Genomic DNA, 15,979 nt, shown 5'->3' on the forward strand with positions numbered 1-15,979 from the left:
GCCCCCTCACTTTCGCTGCTCCCTATTGGGCGCCGAGGCGCGCAGTTTGAGGAGCGTCAGCACGCCCACCCCCGCGAGCGCCAGCACGGTGATCTCGCCGAGGGTGTCGAGCGCGCGAAAGTCGACCAAGATGACGTTGACGATGTTGCGCCCCTCGGCCTCTTTGTAGCTGTTAGCCTCGTAAAAGGCGGGTACCGCGCGGTCTAGCGGCAAACTCGTCACCGACCAGACGAGCGCCGTGATGAGCAGCCCGGCGAGCACGGAGACGCTGACGTCGCGCACCACGGGCCGCTTCGAGTCGTGCATCTCGTCGTCGCGCAACAGCTGCGGCAGGTGAATGATGATAAGCGTCAGGATGATGACCGAGAGCGTCTCGACGAAAAGCTGCGTCAGGGCGAGGTCGGGCGCCGAGAAGAGGACGAAAAGGAGCGCCAAGCTGTACCCGGCGATGCCGAGCGCCGCGACCGCCGCGAGCCGCGAGCGGGCGAGCACCACGAACACCGACCCCAACAGGCAGAGGATGGCGAGCACCCACTCGTAAAACGACGCGTACGACGTCACCGCCCCGACCTCCGGAAAGCCGAAGCCGCCCTTGACGAGCATCGTCACACCCGTTAGGAGCAGCGTCGAGGCGATGATCAAAAAGAGGTAGCGGCGCAGCGAACCGTTCTGCAGCGTCCGCGTCTGCCACGCGGCCACCGCATTAAGGTGCTCTAGTAGCCCCTCGTAGATGCGGCGGGGCTCCTCGCCCATGAGGTCGTCAAACGAGGCGAGCGCGGCGCGCAGCCGCGGCCAGTAGCGGTAGAGCACCACGCCCCCCGCGATGGTGACGACGCTCAGCATCAAAGGCAGGTTAAAGCCGTGCCAGAGCGCCAGCTCAAAAGAGAGGGGCTCGCCGTAGACGCTGCTGGCCGCCCGCACCAGCACGACCGACCCCACGAGCGCGGGCAGCAGCCCGAAGAGGAGGCTCGAGGCCCCCAAGGTCAGCGGTCCGAGCCAGAGGCTTACGGGCCCCTCGTGGGGCGCTTTGGGCGTCTCCTTGAGGGGGCCGACGAAGGGTTTGAGCGCCACGATGCCCGCGACCGCGACGACCGCCATGTTGGCCGCGACCGCCGTCGCCGCCACGAGCCAGGGGAGGTTGGAAAAAGCGAGCGCCCCTTCGTAGATGATCTCTTTGCCGACGAAACCAAAAAGGGGCGGCAACCCCGCCATCGAGAGCGCCGCGACCGCCGCGCCGGTAAACGTCAGCGGCATCCGCCGCGCGAGCCCCGAGAGCTGCAGGACGTCGCGGGTCCCCGTCTCGTGGTCGAGAGCGCCCGCTACCATAAAGAGGGCCGCCTTGTAGAGCGCGTGCACGGTCAGAAAGACCACCATGGCCTCGATCGCCAGGTAAGAGCCGAGGCCAAGGAGCATCGTCAAGGTGCCGAGCGCCATCATCGTGGTGTAGGCGAGCAGCCGTTTGAGGTCGGTGTGCGTGAGCGCGAGAAGGGCGCCCAGCAGCATCGTGGCGGCGCCGACCCCGCCGACCAACCACTCCCACGCCTGCGTCCCCCCCATCGCCGGGTGGAGCCGCGCCAGGAGGTAGACCCCCGCTTTGACCATCGTCGCCGAGTGCAAAAAGGCCGAGACCGGGGTGGGCGCCTCCATGGCGCCGGGGAGCCAGAAGTGAAAGGGAAACTGCGCGGACTTGGTAAAAGCGCCCGCGAGCACCAACGTGAGCGCCCCGAGGTAGAGCGGGTGCTGCGTGAGGTTGAGCCCAATCAGCTCGCTTAACTCGAACGAACCGCCGATGAGCGCCACCAGCACGAGCCCCGCTAGCATCGCGAGCCCCCCCAGACCGGTGACGAGGAGCGCCTGCAGGGCCGCCTTGCGCGAGCGCTCGCTCTCGTGCGTAAAGCCGATGAGCAGGTAGGACGAGAAGCTCGTCAGCTCCCAGAAGATAAACAGGGTGACGACGTTCGAGGCCAGCACCACCCCGAGCATCGATCCCATGAAAAAGAGCAGGTAGAGATAGAAGCGGCCGAGCTGCGGGTGCCCTTTGAGGTACCCTCCAGCATAAATCACGATCAGGGTGCCGATCCCCGAAATCAGCAGCGCAAAAAGCAGGCTGAGCCCGTCGAGGTAGAAGGTCAGGTTGACCGCCAACCCCGGCACCCACGGCAGCACCTGGAGAAGCGCCCCCCGCTCCGCCAAAGCTGGCAGCTGCGCCACGAAAAAGGCGAAGACCGCGGCGGGCAGAAGCGCCAAAAGCCACCCCACGCGCGCCTGCACGAGGCGGTGCAGCGGGGGGGCGAGCGCTGCGAGCACAAAACACGACATTACGGCAACGACCATCTGCGTCTCCTTCTCACCGATCCCCTCCGGGCGGAGCGCTCACGCTAGCGTGAGCCGGCACACCCCGGCGGAAGGGCTTAGAAAGCCTGGCCGACGCGTCGCGGGCCGCTCCCCTGCCAAACCGAACGCGCCCCGAACGCACCAAGGGGTAGCCTAACACGCGCCCCAAGCACCCCGCGCGCCCGTCAGGGCGACGCCGGCAGTTCGCCGAAGGTTTCCAAACGGGCGATCGCGCGCTCGTAACCCGCTGCAGTCCCCGCGGCGGCCGTCGGCAACCGGTAGGGCCCGACGAACACCGTCGGCGTCGCGCTGAGCCCTAGGGTCTGGGTCGCGAGCGCGTACGCCTCGCGGACGGTTTCGGTGTAGTGCCCCTCAGTGAGGCACGCCGCGACGCCCTCCGCCGACAAACCGACCTCGCGGGCGAGCCGCACGAAGTAGGGCGCGGGGTCGCCGAGGTCGCGCCACGCCCCCTGCCGCTCCAAAAGGGCGTCGTGAAAGGTCCAAAACGCCTCCGGGTCGCCCGCGTTGGCGTCGGTCACGCATTCGGCCGCCTCGGCGGCGGGGGCGGCGTTGGCGTGGATGCTTAGGAGCGGCAGGTGGTGGAACTCGAAGCGCACGTCGCCGCGCGCGAGCAGGGTCGCTTTGAGCTCGGGTAGCACCTCGAGCCCGTAGCGCGCGCAGAAGGGGCACTGCAAGTCGGAAAACGCGCGGACGACGACCGCCGCGTCCGCAGGGCCCAGGGTGTGGCGCACCGCCGGAAAGCGGTCTTCGGGCACCGCGGCGAGCTCGAGCTCAAAGCGCACGTGTGGCGCCCCCCCGACGCGTACGGGGTCGGGGGTGACCGTGAGGCGCAGCGCGAACTCCTCGACGTTGAGGCCGACCTCCCCCTGACCGGTGAGCTCCTCGGTGCGCGCCGCCAAAAACTCGGCGAGCGGCGCCGCGATCCCCTCGCCGTAGCCCGTCGCCGCCCCCACGAGCTGCGCGAGGTCGCGCCGACCCACCTCGTCCAAGACCCCCCGACCCGACACGCGGTAGAGCGCCCCCCCTCTGGGGGTGAGTTCTAGCGTCAGCCCCCCCAAGGCGTAGCGCTCCCCCGCTTCGCGCAGCTCGAGCCGCTCGACGAGCGCCTCCGGCGGCTCACCGATCTGCGCCGCGGCCACCGACAGCACGGCCCCCAGCAGCACCCCTAGGAGCGCCCCCCCGAAGGGCGCCCTCACGCACCCAACCCGTAGAGCGCGCGGAACTTGCGGTTGAGGTAACCCACATAGGGCGCTGCGCTGAGCTCCGAGCCGGTCGCGCGCCGCAGGAGTTCGGCGGGTTCGAAGCGCGAGCCGTGTTGATGCACCTGTTCGCGCAACCACCCGAGGAGCGTGCCGAAGCGCCCGGCTTCGATCTCCGCCTCGAGCTCCGGGTGCGCCGCCTTGGCGGCCTCGTAGAGCTGCACGCTCATGAGGTTGCCGAGCGTGTAGGTCGGAAAGTAGCCGATCATCCCCAGTGTCTTGCAAACAGCCCACGGCGTCGTCGGGCGGCACCACCCCCAGGTACGCCTCGTAACGGGCGTTCCACGCTTCGGGGAGCTCGCGCACCGTCAGCGACCCCTCGAGCAGCGCGAGCTCGAGCTCAAAGCGCACCATCACGTGGAGGTTGTAGGTCACCTCGTCGGCCTCGACCCGGATCAAGCTCGGCTCGACCCGGTTGACAGCGGCGTAAAAGTCCTCCAAAGCGACCCCGGCGAGGGCTTCGGGAAAGATCTCCTGCAGCTTCGGGTAGGCCCAGCGCCAGAAGGGGAGGCTGCGCCCCACCAGGTTCTCCCAGAGGCGCGACTGCGACTCGTGCACCCCCAAGCTCACCGCGTGCTCCAGAGGCGAGCGCGCGTAGCGCGCCGCGATCCCCTGCTCGTACATCGCGTGCCCCGCCTCGTGGATCGTACCGAAAAGCGCGGGGTTCAAAAACGTCGGTTCGTAACGCGTGGTGATGCGCACGTCCCCCTGACCGATGCGCGTGGCAAAGGGGTGCACGGTGCGGTCGAGGCGCCCCCCCTCGAAGTCGTAACCGAGCGCGCGCACCACAAACCGGCCAAACGCCTCCTGGTCGGCCTCCGCAAAGGGGCGCCGCACGGGGGCGTCGGAGAGTACGCGGCCGCTCGCGGCGATCTCCCGCAACAGCGTCACGGTCGCGTCGCGCAGCTCGGCGAACACCCGCTTGAGCGTCTCGACGTCGCTCCCCGGCTCGTAAAGGTCGTGGAGCGCGTTGTAGGGGTGGCCTTCAAAGCCCAAAAAGTCGGCGTAGCGGCGGCTTAGCTCCAAGGTCTTCTCGAGGTGCGGGGCAAAGCGCGCGAAGTCGGCCTCGGCGCGCGCCTCCGTCCAAGCCGCTAGCGCCGCACTGCGCGCGCGGCTCACCTCCGCCACAAAGTCGCTCGGCACCTTCTGGGCGCGCTCGACGTCGCGCCGCGCCTCGCGCACAAACGCGCCCACCTCGCTCTCCGGATCGACCCCCTCGAGCGCCCTAAGCAGCTCCTTAAGCCTCGGGTCCGTCAGGCGCTCGTGGATCACCTGCCCGAGCGTCGCGAGCTGCTGCCCGCGCGTCGCGGCCGCTTTCGGCGGCAAGTTGACGCTCTCGTCCCACGAGAGGAGCGACTGCGCTTGCGACAGGTCGCTGATCACCCCGAAGGCCTCGCGAAGCGCCGCAAAAGCCGCCTCCTGCTCGCCGTTCAGGTCGCCCTGGAAGGTCACGCCCACCTCCGGCGCGCCCTGTTGCTCTGCTTGATCGAAAGTTTGAGAAGCCATAACCCAGCTTAACGCACCGTTTAACGTTCCGTTTATGTCGCTTGCGCTCTTGCTTCCGCGGCGGGGCGAGCAACGGCGTCGTGAACGCGCGGATTCACGGGCCTGCGCAGCCAAGCGTCGCGCAGGCCGCTTTTGGCGCCTCACAGTTCGTTTCACGCCGGGTTCTAAGGTGGTCGCGTGCTATCTTACGGACTATGAATCTCGACATGAGCGAGGCCGCCCGCGACTTTTTGCACCGCGAGCGTCTGGTCATCGCCGATCTCATCGCACTGCTCGGGCGCCTCGACGCGCACAAAGAGGACCTCCAGGAGCTGCGCACCGCGCTCGAAGACCTCGAGGGCCTCTTTATGCTCGTCGTGTGCGGCGAGTACAACGCCGGCAAGTCAACCTTTCTAAACGCCCTTTTGGGCCACAAGGTGATGCTCGAGGGGGTCACGCCGACAACCGACCGCATCACCATCGTGACCTACGGCGACAGGGCGCGCGACACCGAAGAGGGCGACTTTATCCTCCGCCGCGAGTTTCCCGCCCCCATCTTGCAGGAGCTCGCGCTCGTCGATACGCCGGGGACGAACGCGGTCATCCAGAAGCACCAGGAGCTCACCGAGCGCTTCGTCCCCCGCGCCGACCTGGTGCTCTTCGTGACGTCCGCCGACCGCCCCTTCACGGAGTCCGAGCGCCGCTTTTTGGAGCTTATCCGCTCGTGGGGGAAAAAGGTCGTGGTGGTGGTCAACAAGTTCGACATCTTAGAACCCGACGAGCGCGAGAAGGTGCTCGAGTTCGTCCGCGACCACGCGCGCGAGGCGCTCCACGAGAGCATCGAGGTCGCGCCGCAGGTCTTCGGCGTCGCCGCCAAGAGCGCCTTTCGGGCGCGCCAAGCGGGGGACGAAGCGGCGCTCGCGGCGAGCGGTCTCCCCGCGCTCGAAGACTTTATCGAACGCACCCTCTCGGCAGGGGCCCGCGTCCAACTCAAGCTCGCCTCACCCCTGGGGGTCGCGCACCGCATCGCCGCGCGCTACGCGCGCACCACCCAAGAGCGCCTCGCGCTCCTCGCCGACGACCGCCGCACCCTGCAGGAGGTCGACCGGCAGCTCGAGCAGTTTAAGCGCGACATGTACCGCGGTTTCGAGAGCTACCTCACGCAGGTCAAAACGGTGCTTATCGAGGTCGAGCGGCGTGGCGACGTCTTTTTCGACGACACCGTCCGCTTGCGGCGCATTCTGCAGCTCATGGACAACGAGCGCATCCGCGAGGCCTTTGAAGCGCGCGTCATCCGCGGCGCCGACAAGGAGATCGACGGGGTGGTCGCCGAGATGGTCGACTGGTTTATCTCGAGCAACCTGCAGGTCTGGGAAGACATGATGAACTTCGTCACCACCCGCCGCCAAGCGGGCGAGGAGCGGCTGATCGGCGAGGTCGGGGGCCGCTTCCAGTACGACCGCGACGCGCTGATCCGCGGGCTCTCGGCGAGCGCCGAGGAGGTGCTCTCGTCGTACAACCAAGACCTCGAGGCGCGCCGCTTGGCCAACGCCCTGCAGGCTTCGGCGGTGCAGACGGGACTCATCCAGGTCGGTGGCATCGGGCTCGGGGCCGCCGCCGTCGCCTTTTTGTCAGGCGCCGCCCTCGACGCCACCGGTATCGTTGCCGGGATCACCATGGCGGGGCTCGGCTTCCTCGTGCTCCCCAACCGCCGCCGCGTCGCCAAGCGCAACTTGCACGAGCAGATGCAGCGGCTCCGCGACGGCCTCGCCGAAAGCCTCACCGCGCAGTTTGAAGCGGAGCTGCGCCGCGCGACCGATAAGCTCTCCGCGGCGATCAGCCCCTACACCCGCTTTGTCCGCAGCGAGTCCGACCGTTTGGAGGAGCTCCAGGGTGACCTCGAGCGCGCCGAGCGCGAGCTCAAAGCCTTGCGCCGCGAGGTCGAGACGCTCGACCTCAGCGCACCCAGCACACGCGGTAAGCGGCCGCCGCGGGCCCAGGAGACGCCCGCACTGGAAACTCCAAGCACCTCCGGCGCGCAACCGAGCGAGCGGGAGCGCGCGCGCAAAAGGAACGCGTAGCGCGCGCCAGAGCGCCGCAAGCCTCCCCCCATCTCGGTCACCTCACGCGCGTTGCCTCTACGCAGATCTCACGCAGCTCCGACCAACGAGGGAGCCCCCGACGTTCATCTAGCACGCCTTAGAGGTAACGTCTCACTACCCTTGCAACGCGGGCGACCCGCCCTTGGGTGCCGTGGCCACCGCGAAACTTCGGGCGCGAGCGCGCCGCAACGCTGCTCCACGAGCCCGCAGCCCTTTCTAGCTAACCCTTGAGCTGGGGTGAGCGAGCCAAAAAAAGCGCGGCCAAAGCCGCGCTCTTTCCCTGTTAGGGCGGGGTTACTCGATGATGACGTAGCCGCGGATCGGCTCGTTCGAGGTGTTGCCGCCCGCGTCGGTCACCTGCGTGCGGAAGACGTAGGCGAACTCGTTGCCCGAGCCGGGGAGCTGGTCGATGTTGACGACGTCACTCGCGACGTTGATCTGATAGACGCACGTCACGCTGGTCGAAGCGCCCGACAGGTCGCAGTTGTCGCCCGTGGGCTCGCCGGCAAGCGTAAAGCCGCCGACGGGTTCGGTCGTGCTGAGCGTGCCCCTTAGACCTTCAGGGGAGCTATTTACGAGGTTGATGACGATGCCGGTGATCGGTTGGCTGCCGGTGTACTCGACTTGCGCGTAGAAGCTGCCCCCAGCCGGCACGCGGATGATGCGCTCGTCCGACGGGTCGCTGATGTTGTCACCGAGGTCGTTCGTAAAGGGGCCCTCGGGGCTCGTGCTGACACCGAAGGTGCCCGTGGGGGGGTCACCCGGCGTGATGGGGCCACCGTTGTCGGTCACCGTCACGGTCGTCGTCGCCGTCGTGCTACCCTGGGCGTTCGTCGCCGTCAGGGTGTACTCGGTCGTCGTGGTCGGCGAGACCGAGACGCTCGAGCTCCCCGTGACGTCACCCACACCCGGCTCGATCGACAGGGTCGTGGCGCCCGAGACCTCCCACGACAGCGTCGCCGAACCACCCGACTGGATGGTGCTGGGGGTGGCGATAAAGCTCTCGATCGTCGGGCCCGTACCCGGACCCGGCGGTTGAGGGTCGATCAGATCACCGCACGCCGCTAAACCCGCGACGAGCACTGTGGACACGAGTCCTGCTTTAAGTAACCTCATGTGCTCCTCCTACAGGTAATTGACAGCCCCCCTTAGGCGCAGCCGCACCCAAGAGCAAGATACTGCCCTTACTCCCCCACCTTACTTGATTCGACATGAAAAGCCAATGAAGCGTGCACACCTTTCTCGGCGTTTTGGGTGTATGGGGCCTCCCAGGCGCTCCAGTTCCCCTGACGCCGAGCGCTCGGTTGCCCCAAAAATGCCGCTGCGCAACCGTCGCCGCGTAGAAAAGGGAAGGCCTTCGCCTTCCCTACAGCGGGTGCTTGTGCCCTTACTCGGCGAGCGCCACCGTGACGTCCGCCGTGTCGAGGACCTCGTCCGCCGCGTCGAAGAGGCTTAGCGTAAAGGTCGTCTCCTGGTCGATGCCGCTCTCGAGCGTGTAGCTGCTGCCCGTCACGATGACCTCATCCGCGCCCAGCACGTCCTGGTCGGCGGTTAGCGACAGGGTGCTGCCGCTCGGCACGTCGCCCGAGAGGCTCCACGACAGAGTGATGCTCTCCCCCGCCGGCGCAGGGTTGGGCGACGCTGTAAACGCGGTGATCAGCTCCTCGCTCGGCGGTTCTGGAGCCGGGGGCTGCGGTGGGGCGGGTGGCTCGGGCTGCTCCGGCGGTTCTGGCTGGGGCGGGGAGGGCTCCTCGGGGGGCGCCGGGGGGGTCGCCGCCCCACCGACGACCACGTAGCCGCGGATCGGCTCGTTCGAGGTGTTCCCCGCCGCGTCGGTCACCTGCGTACGGAAGACGTAAGCAAACTCATTTTCGGAGCCCGCCAGACGGTCGATGTTGACCACGTCGTCGCCGACGTCGATCTGGTAGACGCAGGTGATGCTCGTCGGGCGGTTTTGCAGGTCGCAACCCGAGTTCACCGGTCCCACGAGGGTAAAGCCCGAGACGCTCTGTCCCTGGACGAGCGTCCCCGCGATCCCCGGCGGGTTACGATTGACGAGGTTGATCTGAATCGCGGCGATACCGCTCGGGTCGCTATAGGACACCTGAGCGAAGAACGAGTCGCCGGGTTCAAGCTGCACGACGCGCTCGTCATTCGGGCCCGTGATGTTCTCCGCGCGGTCGTTCGTAAAGGGGCCGTTGGCCGTCGGGCCGACGGCGAAGTTGCCGGTCGGCGGGGTCGTGTCCTGCCCCGGCGGCTCGGGGGCCGTGCCGTCATCGAGCGTCACCGTTGTCTGCGCGCTGCTCTCACCCGCGCTGTTGCGCGCCGTGAGCGTGTACGTCGTCGTCTGGGTCGGGTTCACGGTCGTGCTGCTGCCCGACACGGCGACGCCACCCGGGTCGAGCGTGAGGCTCGTCACGGCCCCCGAGAGCTGCCAGCTGAGCGTCACCTCTTGACCCGGCGCCGTGATGACCGCAGGGTTCGCCGTAAAGCTGCGGATTTCAGGTCGCTGGGGTGTCGGTTCCGGCCCCCCGCCAAAGAAGTCGCATCCTACGAGCAGCACCACCAACAGGGCGGCCGCCCCTCGCATCTGTCGCATCGTCGCCTCCTCTCACCGAACCTCGGTATGGCTGTGATGATACCCGCTTTGAGCGGCGCGCGCTAGCGTCTAGCCCCCGTTGTGGGGTATCCCGGACGACGGGTACAGCACGGGCCGCTGCAAAACCGTCGTTTGCGAGAGGGTGCTCACCCTAACGCCCCGCATCGATAAGCACGTAAACAGGTTGAACTGTCGGGCAGCAGCGCAAACGCGAGCCGAGCAGCTGCCCTCGGGGCAGCTGCTCGGCATCGACGACCCAGTTGCCTCAAACCCACGTGCCGCTCGCGAGCGCACCCCGCCTAACACCCCGTACCCCTACCGGCGAAGCGGCTAGTCGTAGAGCTCGCCAGTAAAGGGGGCGTTGCCACGGAAAAGCTCGAGCAGCTCGCTCTCCGAAACCCCCGCCAAAAGGCCCGCTGCAGCCAGCTTGCCAAAGACCGACGAGGGCGTTTCAGCGGCGAACGCCTCGAGCCACGAGAGGGCCGCTGCATCCTCTAGCTGCCGCTCTTTCAGCGTCGCAGCGCGCCGCTTGAGCCTCTCTACAAACCCACCCCGCCTTGGAACGAGGGAGCGCCGCTCCGCCCGCTGCCCCTCGCCGATACCGGAGTTCGCATGTTTCATCACGGTTAACCACCTCCTGCGAGCAGCTTAAGGCGGCCCTCCACACCAACCGTGTGCACGCTTCACAAGCGTGCGGGGACTTTTCCGTCAGAGCGCCTATCCGCAAGGCGTGATCATCAGGCTTGCTGAGCGTTGTAAAACGCCTTACAACCTCCTCCAAACATGAGCGCAGCTCTCATTTTAAAAGATTAACAAGCAGCTAAAAAATCAGCACGGCTAGCCTGTAGCGAAAAAACAGCCCTCACCAATTTTCATTTTTCACTCATTTTATCTTAATTCTCTTCATTTTCTCATACGCTACCTTCATCCTCGCTGAGCGGGTGGCCTCCCCTCAACACCTGTAACGTCCGCCCCACCGCACCTGGTTGGGGCGGGGCGCTACAGACCCTGCCGGAAGATGCTGCAGCAGGGGGCACCTCTAAGCGTGGGGGGCGCTTAGAGGTCCTCTCTGCCGGAGCGGCTTATCCGGTCAGATTCCACGAAGCTGGGCAGCGGAGAGGAAGCGAGAGTTGGAACACAAGCCGAACCCCTCACGAGCCGTGGTGCGACGGTCGCTCCGGTCGTTTATGCCGGTCGCCGTCGCCCTCCTTTTGGCCGCCTGCAGCAGCGGCATCGAACGCCCCGAGGTCGACCTGGAGACCACCTCGCGGCAGACGTTGCGCACCTGGATCCGCAGCGGTGCCGACGACCGCGCCGAAACCCGTTCGGGCGCCATGACCACGGGCAGCGCCCGCAACACCCTGACGTTCTCGCGCGACACGGTGGGGTTGCGTTTTACCAACGTCACCATCCCCCAGGGGGCCAGGATCACCAACGCGTTCGTGCGCTTTATGCCCCACACCTCCGACGCGGGTAGCACCACCATCACCGTGCGGGCGCAGGATGTGAACTCGGCGCCGCAGTTTACCAACGCCAACCGCAACATCAGCTCGCGCAACCTCACCTCGGCGTCGGTGTCGTGGCAGCCCGGGGCGTGGCGTGCGGGGCAGGTGGCGGAGACAAACGACCTGTCGCGGGTGATCCAGCAGGTGGTCAACCGCAGCGGGTGGCGCAGCGGCAACGCGCTGGTGCTGGTGTTTACGGGGGACAACCGGGCGGTGCGCACGGCGCGTGCGGTCGACGGGTGGGGGACGCGGATCGCCCCGACGCTGTACGTCACCTATGAGACGAGCGGCGGCAGCGGCGCTGGCAGCAGCAGCGGCAGCACCGCCCCTAGCAGCAACGTCAGCAGCGGCCAACAGGAGTGGCTCGAGCGCCTCGTCGCGACGATCGACAATCCAAGGTACGACAGCAGCAATGCCTGGATGGATCCGTTACGAATGGCGGACTCCGGCGACCTCAACAAGTATGGTCGCGACCTCAACCACTACCTAACGAGCCTGATCCTGGCGTACCGGACGACGGGGGACCGGCGTTTGGTGCAGCAGATCGACACGGTGATGAACCGGATGCGGGGGACGCTGCGCGACACCACCGGCGACGGCTTCCGCAACTGGCGGTACTTGATGCGAAACCCAGACCCTGGTGGGCGACAGCACGTGGGTCGCGACACCCATGAGATGGAGGAGATCTTAGCGCACTCAGTGGTGGCGGCGGCGGCCTACACGCTGCGGCAAGCGGGCTTTAACAGCAGCGCGAACTTCTGGACGAACTACCTGCGCAACGACTTCGAGGCCAAGTGGCGTCGGCGCAAGGGGGTGCGTTCGGGCTTTCCGTTTTTGACGCGCAACCTGATGCACCCGTACGTGCAGTGGATCCGCTACCACCACTACATGGGCAAGCTGACGGGCGACAGCGGCTACACGGCCGAGGCGCGGCGGATGGCGCGGATCGTGGAGAACAACATGCGCAGCGTCAACACGCCGTCGGGGACGGGGTACGTGTGGGACCACCGGGTGCAGCTGTCGGGGCGAGCGAGCAACGGCTGCCAGCCGATGGTGTACGTGCGGCTGACGACGCAGGGGCTAGCGGACCTGGCGACGCAGGGGGTGTTCAGCAACACCTTTATGCAGCGCGTAGCCAACGGTATGGCCCATGTCGGCCTCAAGAGCACCGACGGGCAGCTCGCGGGCAACATCTGCGGGAGCGGGACCTACGGCGGCCTCTACCACTTCGTCAGCCGCCCCTACGTGCACCTCGCCCCCTGGGACCACTCCAACCGGCTCCGCGAGGCCGCCGAGAGAACCTACAACGCGACTGAACGCGGCCGGCTCGCAAGCCCTCGGATCTACAACATCCCCGCGTCGATGGTGTTCATCTTGGGACGTTAAAGAACGCTGCGCCGGACCACGTCGGCACCGGCGCCGTTAGCGGCCCGAGAAAGTGGTTGCACCGCGAGGGAGGGCTCGAGCCCTCCCTTCGACGTTTTCCGACAGCGCCCCTCTCCACGCTAGCGCTTGACGAACACCTGCGCCTCCCACGGCCCGAGCTCGAGCGTCAGCTCCCCCGCGACGTCCGTGTCGTAGTCTTTGGTCCACTCGTGCCAGGTGCCGCTGCCAAGCCCCGGTACGCAGTACGATGCGTGATGCTGGTCCGAGAGGTTGGCGACCACGACGACCTGCGAGCCGCCCTCGTCCCAACGTTTAAAGGCGAGCACGCGCGCCTCGTCGTTTTCGTGAATGAACTCGAGGTTCTCGGTCTGCAGCGCCCCCTGCTCTTTACGCAAGGCTACCAGCCCTTGGTGATACGCAAATAGCCCCCTGTTGGCCTCGTTGGCCAGCAGCGGCCAGTCGATCTTGGCCTCCTCGAGCTGCTTCTTTTTGTACTCACCGAACTCGCTCCCCATCCAGAGCATCGGGACGCCGAGCGCGGTAAAGGTCAACGCGGCCCCCAGCTTCGCCCGCCGAAAGGCCTCGGCGTCGTGAATTCCCGCCTCGGCGAGCACCGCCATCAGGTGCCCGTGGTCGTGCGAGGCGATGTAGTTGACCAAAGCCGTCGGCCCCGTGAAACCCTTACGCCGACCGTCCAGCAGCCCTTTGAGCTCGTCTAGGTCGAAGCGCTCGCCTTTGAGGTGGGCCGTAATCCCGTGATAGAAGCCGTTGTGCCAACACCCGTCCATCGGCCCCTCTTGGCCGACGATCTCCGGAACCTCGGGGATGTGCTCGGCGATGGTGTAGAAGGGTTTAACACCCGCCGCGCGCTTCGCTTCACCCACCACCCACGTCATAAAGTCGTGCGAAGCGATGTGCTTAGCGGCGTCGAAGCGGATGCCGTCGATGTGATACTCCTCGACCCAGAAGCGTACCAGGTCGCCCGCGAACTTGCGCGCCGGGAAGGTGCCCAGGGACTCGTCGTACTTTTCGTAGTTGAACTCGGGTCCCCAGGTGTTGTTGGGGTCGGTCGGTTCGTGGTGGTACCAGTAGTCGTGGTCGATCTGCGTCAGGGGGCTCTCGGACTCCGAGTGGTTGAGGACCATGTCTAAAATCACGCGCATACCGCGCCCGTGACAGGCGTCCACGAGGCGCTTAAGGTCCTCCGAGGTGCCGTAACCGGGATGGACGGCGAAGAAGTGGCGCGGGTTGTAACCCCACGAGTGGTCGCCGGGGTAGGCCTGCACGGGCATCAGCTCGAGCGCGTTTACGCCGAGCTCTTGCAAATAGTCGAGCTTCTCCTCGACGTGCCTAAAGTCGCCGCGTTCGTGCGCGTCGTCTTCACCCCCTGAGAAGTCGGCGACGTGCAGCTCATAGATGGCGAGCGCGTGGTCCGGCGGCAGGTGCGCCTCGTCGTGCTGCCACGCGTAGTCGTCGACGTAGCGCTCCCCCCCGCGAACGCGCACCACACCGTTTTCGCCACCCTCGTGGTCGATGGCCGTCGCGTAGGGGTCGACGACGTCCACCCACGCGCCCTCTTCGAAAAACCAGCTCTTCGAGCGGACGCGGAACTTGTAGCGGTAGGTGCCATCTGCTAGCGGCACCTGCACGCGAAAGACCCCATCTTCACCCCGCGTCATCGCGAGCGGTTCCCAGTCCGTGAACTCGGCGATGAGGGCCGCCTCTTCGTTGTAAGGGGCGAACAGGGTGAATTCCACCATGGGGGCGTCGGCAGACGTGCTTGAGGGCGTATTCGAGGACGTGCTCATAAGACTCCGTAAAGATGACGTTGGCGCGCCCGTCGCGGCGCACGCCGTAGGGTAACCACCCCGCCCCGAAGCGCATTGTAGGGGAGCGCCTTGCGCGCGCGCTAGCCTTATAGGGGATAGCCGACCGCTCTCCTGGAGCTGCCGAGCGCACCTTCGCGGTCGGTGCCGGTGCCGACCACCCGCCAAGAGACGCCCGTGGTAGCGTGCGGCGCATGTCGCCCCGCACATTTCTCATCGCGCTCGCTTTTCTCGCCTTTGTCAGCTTGGGTCTCCCCGACGGGCTCCTCGGGGTCGCGTGGCCCTCCATCCGCGACACCTTCGGACTGCCCCTCGACGCCTTGGGTGCGCTGCTCGTGAGCGGCACCGCTGGGTACCTGACCTCGAGCTTTCTCGCGGGCCGCATCCTGCGCTTTATCGGCGTCGGTACGCTGCTCGCGCTCTCGACCGCCGCCGCCGCGACCGCGCTCCTCGGCTACGCGCTCACGCCGGTGTGGCCTTTAATGGTCGTGCTCGCCTTTTTGGCGGGGTTAGGCGGCGGGGCGGTCGACGCTGGGCTCAACGCGTACGGGGCAGCGCACTTTAGCGGGCGCACGCTCAACTGGCTCCACGCCTTTTTCGGCGTCGGCACCACCTTGGGACCGCTCATCGTCGCGGGGGTACTCAACGCGGGGCTCGTGTGGCGCTGGGGCTACGCCATCGTGGGGTGTGCGCAGCTCCTCTTGGCGGCGACCTTCGCGCTCACCCGTAAGCGCTGGGAGACAAGCGGCAGCGTACAGGCTCCCCCCCCTGCGTCGCCCGCTCGCACGCGCGAGACGCTCCGGCGCGGCGCGACCTGGCTCGGGATGGCCGTCTTTTTCGTCTACACGGGGGTCGAGATGGTCGCGGGGCAGTGGAGCTACAGCGTCCTGACGCTCGCTAGAGGCGTCTCCGAAGGCGCCGCCGGCGTCGCCGTGAGCCTCTACTGGGGGAGCCTGATGGTCGGGCGCGTGCTCTTCGGGTTTGTCGCCGACCGGGTCCCTCTGGTGCCGACCCTGCGCGCGTGCATGCTCGGGGCGGCCGTCGGCGGCCTTCTCTTCTGGCTCAACTTAGGGCTCGCCGCGTCGCTCGCGGGCCTCATGCTCGTCGGCCTCTCGGTCGCGCCGATTTTCGCCTCGCTCGTCGCCATGACCCCCGCGCGTATCGGCAGGGCGCACGCGGACAGCGCCATCGGCTTTCAGATCGCCGCGGCGGGGCTCGGGGGGGCGGCTCTGCCGGGGCTCGTGGGGCTCATCGCGGGGCGCGCCGGGCTCGAGGTCGTCGGCGCGGCGCTCGTCGTCGCCGCGACTTTACTGCTGGCGCTCTTTGAGGTCATGACCTGGGACACGCGGCGGCGGCTTGGTGGGGTGGCGCGTAGCGAGTGACCTGTGGCTCGTGACTCGTGGGGAGAACCAGGCGCCATTCCCCACGGGCCACAAGCCACCTCCTATGAGCTCCCTGTACA

9 protein-coding genes are annotated in these 15,979 nt (G+C 67.0%); 3 read left to right on the plus strand and 6 right to left on the minus strand.

All coding sequences use genetic code 11. The features are described 5' to 3' along the window. Positions 1-6: 6 nt before the first annotated feature. Positions 7-2,334: a putative monovalent cation/H+ antiporter subunit A gene (locus TRAD_RS13365; protein WP_013179145.1), complete on the minus strand. Its 2,328-nt coding sequence runs from the start codon at positions 2,332-2,334 to the stop codon at positions 7-9. Positions 2,335-2,519: 185 nt separating this feature from the next. Continuing rightward, positions 2,520-5,120, minus strand: a complete 2,601-nt coding sequence (locus TRAD_RS16555) for a thioredoxin domain-containing protein (protein ID WP_221401612.1) — start codon at positions 5,118-5,120, stop codon at positions 2,520-2,522. 194 nt (positions 5,121-5,314) lie between these two features. On the opposite strand from TRAD_RS16555, the gene TRAD_RS13380 reads away from it, so the two are divergent. Further along, positions 5,315-7,180, plus strand: a complete 1,866-nt coding sequence (locus TRAD_RS13380) for a dynamin family protein (protein ID WP_013179147.1) — start codon at positions 5,315-5,317, stop codon at positions 7,178-7,180. 315 nt (positions 7,181-7,495) lie between these two features. Here TRAD_RS13380 and TRAD_RS13385 read toward each other — a convergent pair whose 3' ends face one another. The 3 genes from TRAD_RS13385 to TRAD_RS13395 form a co-directional block, all read right to left on the minus strand. Next, positions 7,496-8,317 carry a hypothetical protein gene (locus tag TRAD_RS13385; protein WP_013179148.1) on the minus strand — a complete coding sequence of 274 codons (822 nt, stop codon included), beginning with the start codon at positions 8,315-8,317 and terminating at the stop codon, positions 7,496-7,498. A gap of 271 nt (positions 8,318-8,588) precedes the next feature. Next, a complete protein-coding gene (locus TRAD_RS15440) occupies positions 8,589-9,800 on the minus strand; it encodes a hypothetical protein (RefSeq protein WP_013179149.1) in 1,212 nt (403 codons plus the stop codon). A 330-nt stretch (positions 9,801-10,130) separates the two neighbouring features. Continuing rightward, positions 10,131-10,421, minus strand: a complete 291-nt coding sequence (locus TRAD_RS13395; protein ID WP_041947313.1) for a hypothetical protein — start codon at positions 10,419-10,421, stop codon at positions 10,131-10,133. Positions 10,422-10,987: 566 nt separating this feature from the next. Here TRAD_RS13395 and TRAD_RS13400 point away from each other — a divergent pair. Beyond that, positions 10,988-12,691: a hypothetical protein gene (locus TRAD_RS13400; protein WP_148221260.1), complete on the plus strand. Its 1,704-nt coding sequence runs from the start codon at positions 10,988-10,990 to the stop codon at positions 12,689-12,691. A gap of 119 nt (positions 12,692-12,810) precedes the next feature. Here the strand turns inward: TRAD_RS13400 and TRAD_RS13405 are convergent, their stop codons facing one another. Continuing rightward, positions 12,811-14,499, minus strand: a complete 1,689-nt coding sequence (locus TRAD_RS13405; RefSeq protein WP_221401613.1) for an alpha-amylase family glycosyl hydrolase — start codon at positions 14,497-14,499, stop codon at positions 12,811-12,813. Between the two features lie 212 nt (positions 14,500-14,711). Between TRAD_RS13405 and TRAD_RS13410 the strand changes: the two genes are divergently transcribed. Further along, complete coding sequence (locus TRAD_RS13410) at positions 14,712-15,899, plus strand: MFS transporter (protein WP_013179152.1); 1,188 nt, start codon at positions 14,712-14,714, stop codon at positions 15,897-15,899. Positions 15,900-15,979: the final 80 nt, after the last annotated feature.

Source organism: Truepera radiovictrix DSM 17093, assembly GCF_000092425.1.
Classification (GTDB): domain Bacteria; phylum Deinococcota; class Deinococci; order Deinococcales; family Trueperaceae; genus Truepera; species Truepera radiovictrix.

Coding starts and splice junctions, on each gene's coding strand:
- TRAD_RS13405 (WP_221401613.1), bottom strand. CDS start 14,499: ATGAGCACGTCCTCGAATACGCCCTCAAGCACGTCTGCCGACGCCCCC.
- TRAD_RS13380 (WP_013179147.1), top strand. CDS start 5,315: ATGAATCTCGACATGAGCGAGGCCGCCCGCGACTTTTTGCACCGCGAG.
- TRAD_RS13410 (WP_013179152.1), top strand. CDS start 14,712: ATGTCGCCCCGCACATTTCTCATCGCGCTCGCTTTTCTCGCCTTTGTC.
- TRAD_RS13385 (WP_013179148.1), bottom strand. CDS start 8,317: ATGAGGTTACTTAAAGCAGGACTCGTGTCCACAGTGCTCGTCGCGGGT.
- TRAD_RS13365 (WP_013179145.1), bottom strand. CDS start 2,334: ATGGTCGTTGCCGTAATGTCGTGTTTTGTGCTCGCAGCGCTCGCCCCC.
- TRAD_RS16555 (WP_221401612.1), bottom strand. CDS start 5,120: ATGGCTTCTCAAACTTTCGATCAAGCAGAGCAACAGGGCGCGCCGGAG.
- TRAD_RS13395 (WP_041947313.1), bottom strand. CDS start 10,421: ATGAAACATGCGAACTCCGGTATCGGCGAGGGGCAGCGGGCGGAGCGG.
- TRAD_RS15440 (WP_013179149.1), bottom strand. CDS start 9,800: ATGCGACAGATGCGAGGGGCGGCCGCCCTGTTGGTGGTGCTGCTCGTA.
- TRAD_RS13400 (WP_148221260.1), top strand. CDS start 10,988: ATGCCGGTCGCCGTCGCCCTCCTTTTGGCCGCCTGCAGCAGCGGCATC.